The sequence below is a fragment of the Acidaminobacter sp. JC074 genome, assembly GCF_022496765.1.
In the GTDB taxonomy this organism is placed as follows: Bacteria; Bacillota; Clostridia; order Peptostreptococcales; family Acidaminobacteraceae; genus JABXKX01.
Window position 1 is genome coordinate 12,911 of record NZ_VANV01000027.1, and the last position, 16,723, is coordinate 29,633.

General features: G+C 33.0%; 15 protein-coding genes. 11 read left to right on the forward strand and 4 right to left on the reverse strand.

Annotated features, from left to right (window positions below):
- Nucleotides 1–25: 25 nt before the first annotated feature.
- Entirely contained in the window at nt 26–1,417 is a 1,392-nt protein-coding gene (locus EZV73_RS23995; protein ID WP_240842991.1) for an ATP-binding protein, read from the forward strand.
- A gap of 84 nt (nt 1,418–1,501) precedes the next feature.
- Here EZV73_RS23995 and murC read toward each other — a convergent pair whose 3' ends face one another.
- Nucleotides 1,502–2,869, reverse strand: a complete 1,368-nt coding sequence (gene murC, locus EZV73_RS24000; RefSeq protein ID WP_240842992.1) for a UDP-N-acetylmuramate--L-alanine ligase — start codon at nt 2,867–2,869, stop codon at nt 1,502–1,504.
- Between the two features lie 213 nt (nt 2,870–3,082).
- On the opposite strand from murC, the gene purR reads away from it, so the two are divergent.
- From purR to EZV73_RS24030, 6 genes are all read left to right on the forward strand, one after another.
- Entirely contained in the window at nt 3,083–3,895 is an 813-nt protein-coding gene (purR, locus tag EZV73_RS24005; protein ID WP_240842993.1) for a pur operon repressor, read from the forward strand.
- Between the two features lie 157 nt (nt 3,896–4,052).
- The gene (locus EZV73_RS24010) at nt 4,053–5,270 is read left to right on the forward strand and encodes an ATP-binding protein (protein WP_240842994.1); all 1,218 of its coding nucleotides are present in this window, start codon (nt 4,053–4,055) and stop codon (nt 5,268–5,270) included.
- A gap of 164 nt (nt 5,271–5,434) precedes the next feature.
- Nucleotides 5,435–6,841 (forward strand): ATP-binding protein, encoded by a 1,407-nt coding sequence (locus EZV73_RS24015; protein ID WP_240842995.1) that lies wholly within the window; start codon nt 5,435–5,437, stop codon nt 6,839–6,841.
- A 195-nt stretch (nt 6,842–7,036) separates the two neighbouring features.
- Nucleotides 7,037–7,342, forward strand: coding sequence for a septation regulator SpoVG (gene spoVG / locus EZV73_RS24020; RefSeq protein ID WP_240842996.1), 306 nt, complete (start codon nt 7,037–7,039; stop codon nt 7,340–7,342).
- 244 nt (nt 7,343–7,586) lie between these two features.
- Entirely contained in the window at nt 7,587–8,708 is a 1,122-nt protein-coding gene (locus EZV73_RS24025; protein WP_240842997.1) for a hypothetical protein, read from the forward strand.
- Nucleotides 8,709–8,792: 84 nt separating this feature from the next.
- The gene (locus EZV73_RS24030) at nt 8,793–9,746 is read left to right on the forward strand and encodes a ribose-phosphate pyrophosphokinase (protein WP_240842998.1); all 954 of its coding nucleotides are present in this window, start codon (nt 8,793–8,795) and stop codon (nt 9,744–9,746) included.
- Between the two features lie 46 nt (nt 9,747–9,792).
- On the opposite strand, the gene EZV73_RS24035 is transcribed toward EZV73_RS24030, so the two are convergent.
- Both EZV73_RS24035 and EZV73_RS24040 read right to left on the reverse strand, forming a co-directional pair.
- Entirely contained in the window at nt 9,793–10,107 is a 315-nt protein-coding gene (locus EZV73_RS24035; RefSeq protein ID WP_240842999.1) for a type II toxin-antitoxin system RelE/ParE family toxin, read from the reverse strand.
- A complete protein-coding gene (locus EZV73_RS24040) occupies nt 10,094–10,363 on the reverse strand; it encodes a type II toxin-antitoxin system Phd/YefM family antitoxin (protein WP_240843000.1) in 270 nt (89 codons plus the stop codon). The genes EZV73_RS24035 and EZV73_RS24040 overlap by 14 nt, the downstream gene beginning before the upstream one ends.
- 997 nt (nt 10,364–11,360) lie before the next feature.
- Between EZV73_RS24040 and EZV73_RS24045 the strand changes: the two genes are divergently transcribed.
- Genes EZV73_RS24045 through EZV73_RS24060 form a run of 4 tightly spaced genes read left to right on the forward strand, consistent with a single transcriptional unit; the run spans nt 11,361 to nt 13,758 of the window.
- Nucleotides 11,361–12,098, forward strand: a complete 738-nt coding sequence (locus EZV73_RS24045; protein ID WP_240843001.1) for a LytTR family DNA-binding domain-containing protein — start codon at nt 11,361–11,363, stop codon at nt 12,096–12,098.
- Nucleotides 12,082–12,918: a sensor histidine kinase gene (locus EZV73_RS24050; protein ID WP_240843002.1), complete on the forward strand. Its 837-nt coding sequence runs from the start codon at nt 12,082–12,084 to the stop codon at nt 12,916–12,918. Before EZV73_RS24045 ends, EZV73_RS24050 begins: the two co-directional genes overlap by 17 nt.
- On the forward strand, nt 12,915–13,271 hold the full coding sequence (locus EZV73_RS24055; RefSeq protein ID WP_240843003.1) for a hypothetical protein: 357 nt from the start codon (nt 12,915–12,917) through the stop codon (nt 13,269–13,271). Before EZV73_RS24050 ends, EZV73_RS24055 begins: the two co-directional genes overlap by 4 nt.
- Before the next feature lie 10 nt (nt 13,272–13,281).
- Nucleotides 13,282–13,758, forward strand: a complete 477-nt coding sequence (locus EZV73_RS24060) for a hypothetical protein (protein ID WP_240843004.1) — start codon at nt 13,282–13,284, stop codon at nt 13,756–13,758.
- A gap of 80 nt (nt 13,759–13,838) precedes the next feature.
- Here EZV73_RS24060 and EZV73_RS28930 read toward each other — a convergent pair whose 3' ends face one another.
- Nucleotides 13,839–16,451 carry an S-layer homology domain-containing protein gene (locus tag EZV73_RS28930; protein ID WP_240843005.1) on the reverse strand — a complete coding sequence of 871 codons (2,613 nt, stop codon included), beginning with the start codon at nt 16,449–16,451 and terminating at the stop codon, nt 13,839–13,841.
- Between the last annotated feature and the right edge of the window lie 272 nt (nt 16,452–16,723).

Sequence of the window (16,723 nt, forward strand, 5' to 3'; positions counted from 1 at the left end):
TATGATTGATACAAAGAGGTGACTTATGTTTGTAGGAAGACAAATAGAATTAAATAAATTAGAGAAACGCCATAAAAGTAATGAGTTTGAGTTTGCAGTAATATATGGTAGGAGACGAATTGGCAAGACAACTTTAATACAAGAATTTTGCAAAGGTAAGAAGGCTATTTATTTTGTTGCAAGAGAGGCCAATGATTCGTTAAACCTAGTAAACTTTTCAAAAGAAGTTTTTCGAACCTTAAATCCGGAAGTTGAGACAAGACCAGTTTTTAGTGATTGGGATGCTGCATTAAGCTTTATTGTGGAGATAGCCCAAAAAGAAAGAATTGTATTAGTGATAGATGAATATCCATACTTAGCTGAGTCGAATAGATCGATTTCTTCAACATTGCAAGCTTATATAGATTTGAACTTTAAACAGAGTCAGTTGTTTTTGATTCTCTGTGGTTCATCGATGAGTTTTATGGAAAATCAAGTGTTGGGTTATAAGAGTCCTCTTTATGGAAGACGAACAATTCAATTCAAAATTAAAGCTTTTAATTTCTTAACTTCTTCTGAAATGCTCTCGGGATATAGTCTAGAAGATAAAATATTATTACATGTCATCACAGGCGGGATACCAGAGTATTTATCTAGGATAGATAAGACGGTCACAGCCAAAGATAATATTGTAGGTTTATTTTTTAATGAATCTGGACATTTGTATGAAGAACCATCTAACTTGTTGAAGCAAGAACTAAGAGACCCAGCAACCTATAATGGCATCATTGAGGCAATTGCTAATGGCGCATCGAGGTTGAATGAAATTGCATCAAAAAATGGTATGGCTAGTAATGCTTGCAGCAAGTATATTCGTTCGCTTATAGACCTTGGAATTATTAAAAAAGAGAAGCCAATTAATGAAAAACATGGTCGGAAAAGTATTTATTTATTAGAAGATCAAATGTTTAGATTTTGGTATCGCTTTGTCCCACAAAATTTGAGCAGTATTGCTTCAGGATTAGGAGGTGCAGTTTATGATAGATATGTTCTTCCTGAATTACCCACCTTTATGGGGTTAGCATTCGAGCGAATTTGCGTTGAGTATATCTTAGAGCTTAACTCAAAGCAAGAATTGTCATTTTTAATTGGAGAAATTGGGCGTTGGTGGGGAAATAACCCTTTAAAGAAGCGCCAAGAGGAAATAGATATTATTGCAACAGACGGTAAAAATGCTTTATTTGGCGAATGTAAATGGCGTAATGAAGTTATTGGTGTTAAAGTGTTTAATGCATTGAAGGAAAAAAGTGAAATTTTTAAGGAATTTTCGAAAATAGAGTACATTTTGTTTTCTAAAAGTGGATTTACTGAAGAACTGCAAATATTAGCACAAAAGGAGCGTGTGATTTTAGTAGATATTAATGCACTATTCAATTAGAACTTAAATAGATGTGTTCAAAGTAATTGGAGTGTTAAAGTGTAATAATAATAAAAGCATAACCAAAATTGGTTATGCTTAACTTTATTTTATAATTCTTTCACCAACTTCTCTGATGTTACCAGCACCCATGGTGATGATAAGGTTATCAGGTCTTGCAGTTGCTTTTATAAACTCAACGATTTCATCAAATGATTCAATGTATTTAACTTTATCGTTTTCCTCAGCAATTTCAGCTACAAGGTCTTTGGCATGTATGTTGTAGATGTTTTCTTCTCTAGCAGCATAGATATCTGTAATAATTACTGAATCAGCTTCATTAAAAGCTGAAGCAAACTGTAACAAGAGATCATTGGTCCTTGTGTAGGTATGCGGCTGGAAGATACATGTTACCTTGTTATTTGGAAACTTCTTAGCTGCTTGTAAAGCGGCTTTGATTTCATTTGGATGATGAGCATAGTCGTCAACTACTGTAGCTTCATTGTACTTGCCTAAAACTTCAAATCGTCTTACCGCACCACCAAAATCTTTAATGGCTTCAGTCATTGTCTCTACAGGGACACCTAGTGTGTGCGCTGTAACAATGGCTGCTATGGCATTGTAGATGTTATGCTTGCCTGGTTGCTTTAATAAGAAAGTACCAAATAAATCATTACCGTGGTAGATATCAAATTTCGAGTAACCTTTTTCATTAAAGGTGATATTTCTACCTTGGAACTCTGCTTCTGTGTTGATACCAAATGTGATGACATTGCAATCTACATGAGACTTTACCTTTTTAGCATTATAGTCATCGTTGTTGATGATAAGAGCACCTGTTTCAGGTATCTTCTTAGCAAACTTGATAAATGCTTGAATGATGTGTTCTAAGTCATCAAAGTAGTCTAAGTGATCTTCATCAATGTTTAGGATAACTCCTATATTGTGATTAAAGTGTAGGAAGTTTTCCTTGTACTCACAGGCTTCTAGTAGAAGCATAGATGAATCACCAAGTTGTACATTTGAGCCTAAGTTTGATACGATACCACCAACTAGTATAGTAGGATTGTGTTCTGAAGCATCCATGATAGTAGAAACCATAGAAGTGGTTGTTGTTTTACCATGAGCACCTGCTATAGCAACGCTGGTATTGTACTGTGGCATTAAATAGCCAATCATTTCTGCTCTGTTTAATATAGGAATTTCTTCTTCTTTTGCTTTTAATAGTTCCACATTGTCAGCTGGAACAGCTGATGAATAGACAACAAGGTCTGCACCTTTAACATTGTCTCCATTGTGACCGATATAAACTTTGATGCCCTTCGATGTAAGGTGATCGGTCATCTTAGATCTGCTTCTGTCAGATCCACTAACGATATATGATTCATTTTTAAGAATCTCAGCGATACCGCTCATCATTATGCCACCTACGCCTACGAAATGTACATGGCGTATTTTTGACAAATCAATCATTTGAATTCTCCTCACTGTATACTTAACTACAAAATTATATCACAGAAAGCTATGTGATGGAACTGATTTTTCCATAGATAAATCTCATTAACAAGATGATTAGTAATGATTATGATTAAATCCATACGAGTGCCTTGAAATCACTTGATTTTTGTGCGAAAAACGAATAAAATTAGCATATAATAAAAAAACATTCGGTTAGGAGATAGAAAAGTGAACAAATTTAAACGTAATGAACGGATTGCTGCCATTACTCAGATTTTGGTGAACGCACCCAATAAGGTATTTACACTGACATGTTTTACTGAAATTTTTGCAGCTTCTAAGTCTACAATCAGTGAGGATTTAGTAATTGTAAAAGATATCTTTGAAAAGCAGAAGTTAGGTAAAATTGAAACCATCACAGGTGCAGCTGGTGGTGTTAAATACATTCCAATTATTTCATTAGAAAAGAAGTCAGAGATTATAGAAAATCTAAAGAACGAATTATCAAAGGAATCTAGAAGAATTCCAGGTGGCTTTTTATACTTAGCAGATATCTTATATGATCCATCATTTGTTCAAGAACTGGGTGCTATCTTTGCTGAAGAGTTTTATTCTAAAGAAGTTGATTACGTGGTAACAGTTGAAACTAAGGGTATTCCACTAGCACTTAAGACAGCGCATATGTTAAATGTGCCTTTGGTTGTATTTAGAAATACCTTTAAAGCAGATGATGGTCCAACTTTATCTATCCACTATGCATCAGGTTCTGATGGTAGACTTAAGACCATGTATGCACCAAAGAACGCTATGAAAAAAGGTTCTAATGTTTTAATCATAGATGACTTTATGAGAGCTGGTGGTACCATCCAAGGGATGATTTCACTGGTGGATGAACTAGAATCCACAGTAATAGGCATTGGGGTCTTATTTGAAGAAGTCATGGAAACAGAAAAACTAGTGGATGATTACTTCAGTTTATTCACCATTGACCCTAGAAAAGAAACAGGTCATGTAACGATTCAATCACATATACTAAAATAACATCGGTTATCCGGTGTTTTTTTGTATCTAAAATAGAAGCTACTTTTTCTGTTTCGGAAGTAAAAAGCATACGGATGTCGAAAGTTTTTACTCTTAAAATGTAAAAAGTTGATTGATGCGATTGTTTCATTTATACTGATAATAAGGAGGTGGAAAAATGATAGAACGAAAAAAATATTATGATGATATAAGCGGCTTTATTGATAAACCAATTATTAAGGTGATTACTGGTATCAGACGTTCTGGAAAATCAACCTTTTTAAGAATGCTGCAAGAACACTTGCTTGAAATAGGTGTTGAGAAAGAGCAAATATTGTACATGAATTTTGAAAGTTTTAAGTTCATTGATATTAGAAATTCAAGAGACCTATATAAATATGTCATGGACAATATCGACATTAGTAGAAAAGTATATTTGTTTTTTGATGAAATTCAGATTGTCGAGGACTGGGAAGCAGCGGTTAATTCTTTTCTTGTTGACTTTGAAACGGATATTTATGTTACTGGCTCAAACTCAAATATGCTGTCATCTGAGATATCTACATTGTTAACAGGTCGATATGTTCGTTTGAAAATGCAATCTCTTGTATTTACTGAGTTTTTAAAATTTCAAGAAAATAAGATAGATGAAGAAGATATCAACAAATTGCTATGGATTTATATCAGAAGAGGTGGTTTTCCATCAATACATGCACTTCCTTATGAAGAAATAGATGCATTTACTTTAGTTAGAGATATCTACGACTCTATTATTTTAAGAGATGCTGTGGAAAGGTTTAATCTCAAGAATATAGAACTTTTGAACAGAATTTTACGTTTTGTTATGGACAATATTGGGAGCACTTTCTCTGCAAAAAAAATTGCTGATTATTTTAAAAGTCAAAATAGACCTGTGAATCAAACATCAGTCTATAATTATTTAAATGCACTTGAAAGTACTTTCTTGATCAGTCGGGTAAATAGATTTGACTTACATGGAAAAGAAATACTTAAGACACAAGAAAAGTTTTACTTGTCAGACCAAGGTATATTGCACGCTGTCTTAGGATATAACGATAGAAATATTCCAGGTATATTAGAAAACATTGTGTTCAATGAATTACAGTATCGTGGTTATGAAGTGCATATTGGAAAACTGAAGGATAAAGAAGTGGATTTTGTTGCTAGCAAAGGTAATAAACAAGTTTATTTACAAGTGACTTGTAAAATGGAACTGGAAAAAACAATTGAAAGAGACTTTGGTCCCTTATTAGCGATTAGCGATCATCATTCAAAGTATGTACTTTCCATGGATGAAAATTTTGAGGATAACATTAAAGGGATTCAGCACATGGCTGTTAGTAGGTTTTTGACAACTGATGATTGGGAAAAGTAAAAGACAATTGTAAAAAATCAAATTACCTTGATTAAAGTGTTGTGTTTTTTTGATAGTAGATTGTATTTGAATAAAACCAGCTGTATAAATTTTGAATGTAATTGTTTATGTGATATAATTCTATTAAATCACGATTTAATAAATCTAGATTTAAAGGAGGTATTATGTTTGTAGGTCGAAGTCGAGAACTAGATTTTTTTGAAGACAAGTTTCATAGAAAAGAAGGGCAGCTAATTGTTTTATATGGTCGTCGAAGAATTGGTAAAACAGAGCTGTTAAGAGTGTTTTCAAAGGACAAGTTTCATCTGTTTTACTCGTCTACCGAAACTGCAGATTCCAATCAGCTTGGGAAATTCTCAAATCGACTTATTAAGCTATATAAAGAATCAGAGTACTTAAATACATTCTCTACATGGGAAGAAGCTATTAAGTATTTTTCAAACATACCTGCATCTACAAAAAAGGTTTTAGTAATAGATGAGTTTCCATACATGGTAAAGGCTAATCAAGAAATTCCCTCAATATTACAGAACCTTTGGGATGAGGATTTACGTCATAAAAATCTTATGATTGTGCTTTGTGGCTCCTCAATGAGTTTTATTGAGAATGAGATTCTTGCAGAAAAAAATCCGCTTTATGGTCGGGCGGCTGGTATTTATAAATTAGATGCACTCCCCTTTAAGGAAGTTGTAAAGTTATTAAATAACTTCAGCTTAGAAGAACAGATTATCATTTACGGTATAACAGGTGGTGTACCTCATTATATAAGGCAGTTTGATAACAATATCACCCTAGAGGAAAATATTAAGAAAAATATCTTAACCAAAGGTAATGTCTTGTATAATGAAGTTGAGTTCTTAATGAGACAAGAACTGAGAGAAACCAGTATTTATAACACTCTAATATCAGTCATTGCATTAGGCAATACAAAACTAAATGAGATTTATCAAAAAACTGGGATTGATAAAGCTAAAATCGGGGTTTATTTAAAAAATCTTATTGAGTTAGGAATAATCGAGCGAGAGTTTCCTATAACAGAAAAAACAAAGGCAAAAGCCAATGTACAAAGAGGTCTGTACAGAATAACAGATAATTATTTTAGATTCTGGTTTAAGTTTATTTTTCCGAATTATTCTGACCTAGAAGAGGGCAATCTAGAAGAGGTTTATGATAATCTTATAGAATCACTTAATACTGAGTATACAAGTTTTGTATTTGAAGAAATATGTATAGAGTACTTAAAAACAAAACAAGTTAAAGAGACCTTACCAATAAAACTTAAGAAGATAGGTCGCTATTGGGATAAGACAATTGAGATTGATGTATTGGCTTTCAATGATAAGGATCAATGTATAATCGGTGAGTGTAAATGGCGAAATAAAAAAGTAGGCGAAAATGTATTTTATAAGTTGGAAGAAAAAAGTGAAAAGTTAAATATGCAAGTAGTGGGTTTCGTTTTATTTTCAAAAGCTGGTTTTACACAATCCTTAAAAAAACTAGAAAAAGAACGTGAAGATCTTATGCTTGTAGAATTAAGTGATTTTAATGAAAACCTCTTGCGTGATCTTTAAAAGTGTTTATTAGCTCATCTATTGAAATAGGTGGGTTTTTCTTTAATCTTGAGATGAATATTTATAATTTACGCGTTTTGTGAGAAAAATTATTTATTTTTTAGAAAATTTCGTCAATTTGAAGAGGATTTTTCTTTTTTAGTGTAGAATTAGATAAAGGGGCTAAAAATATACGTCAGAAAGGAAGAGAAATCAATGAAGATCACAGACGTAAGAATCAGAAAGATAAAAACAGATGGAAAGATGAAGGCAGTGGTTTCAGTGACATTTGATGAGGCATTTGTTGTACATGACATCAAAATCATTGAGGGGCAGAATGGATTATTTGTAGCCATGCCAAGTCGCAAGGTTGGGGAAGGTGATTACAGAGATATAGCACACCCAATTAATTCGTCTATGCGACAAGAGATTCAGAGAGAAATCTTTGATGCTTACGAAAATGCTAAGTTAGACTATAACGAAGATATGGAAGAAACATTTATTGAAAGTACAAGTGTATAAAGAATTTTCCTAAGGTAACTTAGGGAAATTTTTTTCATTTACTGGTATACTAGATTTATCTAGGCAAATATTTAGAAAACGTAAGAAAATCACAGGGTGATATTTCTTTTAATTGACTCATAAGTGTTCCTTTCTAGGCTTAAAAATGGTATAATGCTTTCGGTCTTAAATGTTACAATGACTGCATTTGTAACAATTTACGAAGTCGAGATAGGAACTTGTAATTTTATCACAAGGAGGCCATATGTTAAACACAATCATTCACATTGACAGTGATAACTCAAAAATGAAATCAAGAAAAACTAAAGAAGAGCAAATGATTTTTGGTAAGACCGTTCAGGAAGTCATTACTCAGACCCTTGAGGAAAGAACTCAGGTGATTGACAAGAGTGACTTAAAAGATGATATGGATCATGTGGTATTTTTTATGGCACATGCACCGCTAATCGATCTTACTTGGATCAGAGCAAACATCAAGCAGTATGAAGATGATGTTATTTTCTTTAAAGACAATGTGGAAAGACCTGTAGCAATTTACATTCCTGGTAAAGTACTTTCAAAATCATTTGATATCATCAAAGGAGATTTTGTAAACTTTGCTGACTTAACAGAAAAATTGCAAATGCCTTATCGTGTGGAATGTATGGCAGGAAAAGCTGTTGTAGAATCAAAAAAAGATTTACAGTATGTAATTAAGCGTCTTCAACTACGCATCAATGAGAAGCTGACAGATCAAGGTGTAACGATTTTAGATACACACTCAACGTACATTGACTTTGATGTAAAAGTTGGTATGGATACAGTGATTTATCCAAATACCATTTTATCAGGTAACACTGAAATCGGTGAAGCCTGTACAATTGGTCCGGATTCAAGAATCACAGATTCACTTATTGGCGATGAAACAACTGTAAAAGATTCCACAATCCTAGAATCTCAGGTAGCAAATAATACAAGTGTTGGTCCTTACGCTTACATCAGACCGAACTCAAAAGTTGGTTCTCATGTAAAAGTAGGTGATTTCGTAGAAGTAAAGAATGCAGTAATTGGTGATGGCACAAAGATTTCACATTTATCATATGTTGGTGATGCTGATTTAGGCAAGAACATCAATGTCGGTTGTGGTGTTGTATTTGTTAATTACAATGGTAAAGAAAAGTCTCGTTCGACTATTGGCGATGATGCCTTTATCGGTTGTAACTCAAATATTGTGGCACCTGTTAATGTGGAACCTCTTTCTTATGTAGCTGCAGCAACAACGGTTACAAAGAATGTACCATCTGGTGCTTTAGCAGTAGGCCGTGCTAAGCAAGAAAACAAAGCTGGTTGGGTTGAAAGAAGAAACCTAATCAAGAAAAAAAGTTAAATAATGACGACTAGTTATTGGGGAATAGCCAGTTGCTTATATTTAACAGGTAGTTGATCATTCAACAAATATTAGGAGGAAAACATGCATTCTAAAGGTAAAAAGATTAAAATTTTTGCTGGTAATTCAAACAAGGACTTAGCTACTAAGATTTGTGGCGAGTTAGGTATTCCACTAGGGGACGTGGAAGTTAAAACGTTTAGTGATGGTGAGATTGCTGTAAACTTATCTGAAACTGTAAGAGGTGTCGATGTTTACATCATTCAATCAACGTCACCACCAGCTGTTAATACTTACCTAATGGAACTTTTAATTATGATTGATGCACTTAAGCGTGCTTCAGCAGGTCGTATCACAGCGGTAATCCCATATTATGGTTATGCTAGACAAGATAGAAAAGCAAAGGCTAGAGATCCAATCTCTGCAAAACTTTGTGCTGATATCTTAACTGCAGCAGGTGCAGATAGAGTTTTAACAATGGATCTTCATGCTGCACAGATTCAAGGTTACTTCAACATTCCAGTAGACCACTTACTAGGGGTACCAATCTTAGCTGAACACTTTGTTCAAAAAGAGATTGAAGACTTAGTAGTTGTATCTCCAGACTTAGGTTCTGTAACAAGAGCTAGAAAGTTTGCTGATAGATTAGGTTGTGAAATTGCTATTATCGATAAGAGAAGACCTGAAGCAAATGCTGTAGAGGTTATGAACATTATCGGTTCTGTAGAAGGCAAAAATGTTATCTTAATAGATGATATGATCGATACAGCTGGTACAATCACTCAAGGTGCGGGTGCACTTATTGAAAATGGTGCTAAATCAGTAACAGCATGTTGTACACATCCAGTACTATCTGGTCCAGCGCTTCAAAGACTTGAAGACTCAGTTATCAGTGAGCTTGTTGTACTTGATACAATCGAGTTAAGAGAAGAAGCGAAGAACTTAGAAATGATTACTCAATTATCTGTAGCTGAGATATTTGCAGAATCAATCAGAAGAATCTTCAACAACGACTCAGTAAGTAAATTATTTGATTAATATAGAAAAGCTCATGTTTAAAAACATGGGCTTTTTTTTCAATATTTTAGTTAAGTGAATCATAGTCTCTATAAGTTGATAAAATTCTATGGATAACGACTTCTTTATTAACATCATCTATTTTGTAGAAAACGGTGTATCTATCTATGATTAAGAGTCTGTAGCCTTTTAGGTTAAGTCTGGAATCTCTGGGTACTACCCCTGAAAAGGGAAAAAATGAAAGATTTGAAATACCTTTTTCAATCCTATCTAGAAGATTTATAGCAGCATCAAAGTTATCCTCAAATATATAATCAAAGATATCTGTTAAATCAGATTTAGATAGGGGTGTATATAAAATATGGTATTTATTTTTCTTCATATCTTCCTCTTAGCTCCTTGAATACTTCCTCATGTGTTAACTTGGCTTTTCCATTATTATACTCTGCTTCTGCAGCCATTAACTTATCATATAAATCTAGTTTTGCTAAAAGTTTTTCAAAATACTTATGACTTGTTACAACTAAATCACCTTTGCCATTCTTAGTTATATAGACAGGTTGTTCTTCCGTATGGCAAATTTCTGAAATTTTGTTGAAATTATTTCTTAAGTCAGAAATTGGTAGGATCTTTGGCATAGTAATCACCTCCTTGCTTATATCATAATTATATCACAATTATGTATAAAATAATAATAGAAGTGAGCTCATTTCTTAATGTTTTAACGGTATACGATTGAGTCTTATTTAATAGCAATATACAAACGATTTACAAGCTCATGCAATTCTTATACGAGCTTCTTTTATTATGTGATAAGTGTCAGTTGGGGATTACTATCAGCAATTTTAAGTAAAGGCTCACTAAATCCACTTTTAGTGAAAAGATAATATCTAGCCTCTTTAAAGGTGAAGAAGTTTTACCTATTCATCGGCCATACAAAGCTATAAACTCAACCAGAATACTTTTATAGCGTTGTTCAAGATAGTTAAGTTCTTCATTTCTTCTAACAAATAAAGTATTTCCTTATAATCGTGTTTCTTATAATCATAACTATAAAGAATGGATATCGTTTGTCGATTTAAAAGTGTTAGGTGTTTTTATGACGGGATAAAATTGTCCCCTTATTCATAAGGGTACAAGATTATTCATTATGACTGTAAAATAGAAGGTGACATAACAGTATACATTTTATGTTTAAATAAATGATTCCTAGTGTTATCTATCTATCTACTATTAATAATATATGAGGAATTATCCTCCCAAATCATCAAAACTTACTTTTTTAATCACCAAAGGAATTTTTGACACCTAAATCAGTATAAATGACCTTAAAATGAACATAGCTTGATTTTGTAATATAATTGTAACAATGTCGACAAATGTCGAATAACCATAAATGTAATTTAATTACATTATGTGTTTTGTGGCATAAATAACCGTAAAATCGGAATGTTTGGTCGTAAACTAATAAAAATTTGGCTGTGATTGCTGTTTTATGAGTGTGTCAAGGGCTAAATAGTCTGGAAAAGTGTCGATAAATTGTCAAATAGACATATAAAATGGAAAAAAAGTGCAATTGAAAAATACTTCCAAATCATTTATGATATTATGGAGACTTTAAAAAGGGTGGTTGGATTGATTAATATATTACTATTAGAAGATGATAAAAAACTCTTGAATCATTACAAAGATGTTGTTGAAAACACCTTTGATGATTGTCAGGTTTTTTTAGCTACAACAGGTAAAAAAGCCATTACGATTGCCAAGAGTCAAAAGATAGATTTGATGTTATTAGATATGGAACTGGATGAAGAAAAGAAAGTACTTGGTTTAGATTATGCCAATATGATATCTATTATTCAACAGGATATAGATTTCATGATTATCTCAGGTTTTTCAGAATACCTAAGAGATGCTGGTGATGTTGAGCCGTATTACTATTTTATGAAACCAGTCAATGATGCTTTTTTAAGCAGAAAGCTTCAAGAGTGGGAGATCCTAAAATCGAAGAATGTCAAACAAACTCAAAAAAATATCAGACTACAAACGGAATCAGGTATGGCCATTGTGCCGTTAAATAGAATTTCTTACATCGAGAAGATGGAAAGAAAGATAAAAATCAAAACCTTTAACAAGGAGTATGTCTGCAAAGATTCACTGAGAAACATGATGACCAAGTTGGATGATCGATTTTTTCATGCTCATCAGTCTTTTATAGTGAATATGCTTCATATAGAAAGCATAGAGGCTCAAGAGGACAGAACATGGAAGATTGAGTTTAAAGGCATAGAAGATGAAGCGCTCCTAAGTCGTTACAAGGCAAAAGCATTTTTCAATGTTTTCGAGGGCGTGTCGTATGAGAGCATTAGCTAAGAAGTATGGCATAGACTCTACCATCATCAAGGGCCTTTTAAGTTTATTTACTTTTGATGCTTTCTTGTATCTATTATGGTATATCTACATCATACCTCATGAAGAATATTCTGAGAGAATACTGACACTGCTGTTGGTCGTTTGTGGTGTATTGCCTCTTTTAAAGCTTTTGTCTGTTTTTACCATCAAAAGATCTTTTGATGCTTATAAAGACCAGTCTATTATGAGACTTCAGCAAGAGACCATCAATGAGAAAAAAGAAAAGGCCAAAGCTGATATCACTCATATTAAGATGCTTCTAAATAACAATAGAGATGAAGAAGCCATCTTATATATAGAAGATACTCTTATATGTAAGAATAACCAGGTCAAACGTTTAACAGATTGTATCACGCTTGATGCCATAATAGGTCATTATACAGATATATGTTGTGTTCATGATATAGAATTTGAAGTTGATGTAACACCTGTACTAAAAGAAGCCAATATGACAAGTGGTGTCACACAGAAAATTTTGAACACCATACTTGGTAACTTGATGGACAACAGTATAGATGCACTTAAACAGACGAGTAATAATAAAAAGAAAATGAGCCTTGAGGTGACTTTATCAGATTATGAGATTGTCTATAAAGTATCTAATACGGGCGATAGAATTGACGAAATAGATAAAATATTTATACCTAGGTATTCAACTAAAGGCTATAACAGAGGTTATGGTATGGTGGCTGTACAAAGGTGTGTAGAATTATTAGATGGTGGTATAGAAGTATCTTCTTCTCATGAACTAACATCTTTTGAAGTGGTGATAATGAGATGAAACAGATCAAGTATTTACTATATATAATTTTATTTCAATATGCGACAACCTTTTATGCTTTAGAGGTCTTTCATGAAGATTTTATGATACTTAAGGGTATTGGCCACGTATGGCTTGTGATCATACCTTTACTGCTTCTCATATCCTTTATAGCTATTAGAGGCCTCATATACTTAGATAAGAATGTCATTAATGACCTAGTAGAACTAGAGATGAATAAAAGAGAAAATGCCATAGACCATTACAACGAAGCTGTGAATGTACATAACCATGAACTCTTTAGAGATTTACAAATGATAAAAATATTAGCAGAAGACAATGATATAGAAGGCATCAAGAAATATATTAATTAGGAGAGTTACAATGTTTTTCAAAATAAATCTAGTTATATATCCGGTCCTTATTGCCCTAGAAGCTTTAGGTTGGTTTTTTATGATAGGTAAACTGACAGATCAAGAGGTAAATAAGAAGAGATTACAAATAGCAACAATAGCAATGGTTGTTCTTACAATGATTTTAGATATCTTTGTCTTTAAGTTTTATAAGTCTAATCCGAGATCATTCCTTTTACTAGCCATGTATCTGGTATCATTTAAGTATATCTTCAAATGCAGTTTTGCAAAGTCAGTTGTTTCACTAACGATTATGTTTATCTCAATGATGGCCTTAGACATGGTCATTATACTCATAGTCAATGGTGTGTTTGCATCTAACATTGAAAGCACAATGGACCATTATGCTTTCTTCTACAGCTTGAACATAGGCCTTGTACACACTGTCAACTTCATTGTTAGAAAGTTCAACTTAAGAATTCTAAAAGTTAATAAACTGTCTATATGATCAGGTGAAAACCTGATTTTTTTATAATTGAAGGAACTTAATAAGATGGAGGCCTATACCATAAGCCTCCCCAGAAAGCGTTATTTATCCTCATTTAATTCTTTCTGTTCTGCAATCATACCAATTAAAGACATGGTAAACATCCTTGTGGCATCTTCTGATGTAACTTTTTTATTTCCAGTATTTTTTAAGAAAAGGTCAACATGATTACTGTTATCAAAGTTATTTTTATCTCTGATAAAGGCTTCTGGCGCCTTTGAATAATGCGTACCTTCAGCTTGAGGATACATGCTTTCAATGGTATTATAATCCTCTAGTATTTTTGCAACCATAGTCACAACTTCCTGTTCAGTTATAAGTGCTGTCGGATCAAATGTTCTCTGGCCCTTGCCTAGAAGTATCTTATTTTGCCAGATTGATATGATGTAGTTCTCATACCATCCATCAGTAATATCGCTAAACTCTGGATATGCTCCATTTGCACTGGGTTCAGCTATGGCAAGTGCAATTGCTGCTGATACAGCTGCTTCTGCCCGAGTAATGTATTTGTGTCCATCTAACTTATAGCCTGTTTCAGTTGCATAACCTAGAATACCTTGTTTTACTAGATAATCTAATCCCCTATTGCCTTGACCGGCATTTAAATCTTCAAAGTGATTTTCAGATAGACTTAACTGATTTGTATCTCTTGAGTTGCTTTCTTGAGTAGCAGAAGACTGTGTAACACTTAAGTCCATGACGATTTGAGGATTTGTTTCATTATAGGAAACACCATTTCCTATTAGAGAAAACTTATTGACACCCCAAGTATATAAGTCACCTTCATTAGTTACAGCTGCCGAAGCAAACTTCCCACTGGTAAACTCACTTACATTACTTAAGATTGGTTCAGGTTCTTTTACTTCAGTGATACTAGCATTATGGTAATAGTTCAAGAAGTTTTCTTCGTAGTTAAAGAGTTGACCTGTTTTTTTTAGAACTAAGAAAGCATCAATGGCTTCAACGGAATCACAAACATAATGGAAAACTTCATGATCGTCTGGACCAACACCACCTCCGTTATAGTATCTGATAAAATAATCATCTGAATTCTTCAAAATACAAATATTTCTATCATATGCGGTGTAGTCCTTAACATCCTCTGCAATAAGTCTTGGGGTTAACCTGTCGGGATGTTCAGCTGAATATGGTGTAAATAATAACCATTCATATAATTCCCCAGATTCTTTTAGTAAGAAAACAGATGTAGCATTTGTACTTATCTTTTTTACATTTTCTTTTATATGATCACTATACTCAGTAAAAAAAGTAGAATTATTAGAATCAATGGTGTTGTCATATGTTAAAGGTATAATTTGATTTGCATAATGGAAGTATTTTTTATATGTTTCTTGCTTGCTCCTTGTAATCTCTGCTGAATGATAGGCATTTAATGAATCATCAGGGAAAATTTTATCTTTATTTTCAACGATGTCATTTAGGAAGTAATGGCCTTGATAATAGGTGTATTCTTCACCTTTAACAACAAAATGATAAAAACTAGAATAAGCAGTTTCTACTTCTAGACAGTCATTGATTGTTTCTCCATATGCCTTGAAGGGTTCTGCAACTGCATTTCTGTAATCGCCCCATATATATGGATAACCTTCCTTGTCTATGGCAAATGCGAATTGATGACTGATAGCGACATCTTTCATATTTTTCTTTATGAGCACTGGTATTTCGTAGTTGTAATTATCACCAATGCCTAGTGCACCGAATTCATTAATTCCCATTGTCATGAGATTTTTGTTCTTGTCTATTAGTATGTAGTTTGAATCATAATTCATCTTTAAAATATCATTTAATATTTTTGTTTCTTCTTCTCCATAAAATGTAGAGACAGAACCATCTTTTTTATGGAGAATCCAGTTGGTAAATACTTGATTAACATAAAATGCGTCTTCTACGTTTTCGGCTAATTTCTTAGGTGCTGAATTAAACTCTCTCAGACTTTTGGTTCTTAAGTCTTCAGTATTTCCCCAAACATAGAGAATGTTGTCTGAATCTATTAGAAAGACAAATTCATTGCCTGAACGAATTCTTATTATGTTATCAGCAATCTTTTCTGAGTAATCATTATAGCTTGTCCATACTGTCTTGTCTTTCTTTAGAACAAACACATATCCTTTATAGTAATAATAAGGTTGATAACTGGAAACGTGAACTACATCATCCATGACTTTTGAATAAGCAAGTTTGTCTGAGTTAGCGAAGTAAGGATCTTTAAATACAGATGTTTCTAGTGACCAAAGACTATGATCATCTTTAATTATGTACAGATATTTATAATTGATTTCTAAATCAATTATATTATGTCCTATTACTTGTAGCTCTCCTGCGGTATCTTCCGATTTAGAAGCATACAATAGACTACCATCATTTTTAATGATAAGTAGCTTATCTTCATATGTTAAAGCCTTCTTAACTCCCACCATGACCTTGACAGGTGTATAAGAGATTTCGTTTATACCATCTAGGTTTATATTACCAATATAACCCCACATAAATAACTCACCATTTTCATTAACAAAGATAGATGTTTCTCTGTTTGTTTGTATAACAAGATCTTGGTTTTCTTCTGCAATTACTAGTGTCCCAAATGAAACAGCCATTAAGAAACTCAGAAAGAGCAAGCCTAGTTTTTTTCTCACATTAATTCTCCTTTCAATATTTCAACATCTTTGATTGAATGATTTATATTTAACTTATAAATCAAATCAGTTTAATTGAATTCTACTACAAAAATTTGGTAGCGTCACAGAATATTTGATTATGTATAATCTTAGATTACATGTTTCTAGGAATTCAAGAATAGTTGTTCTGTTTTGTATCAGAGTTATCTTTCCGTGGTAGATCAGAAGAAGGCAAATGATATATTTTTCTTGTCTAAATTTGCATCCATTTGGCTAATAATGCCTATCAA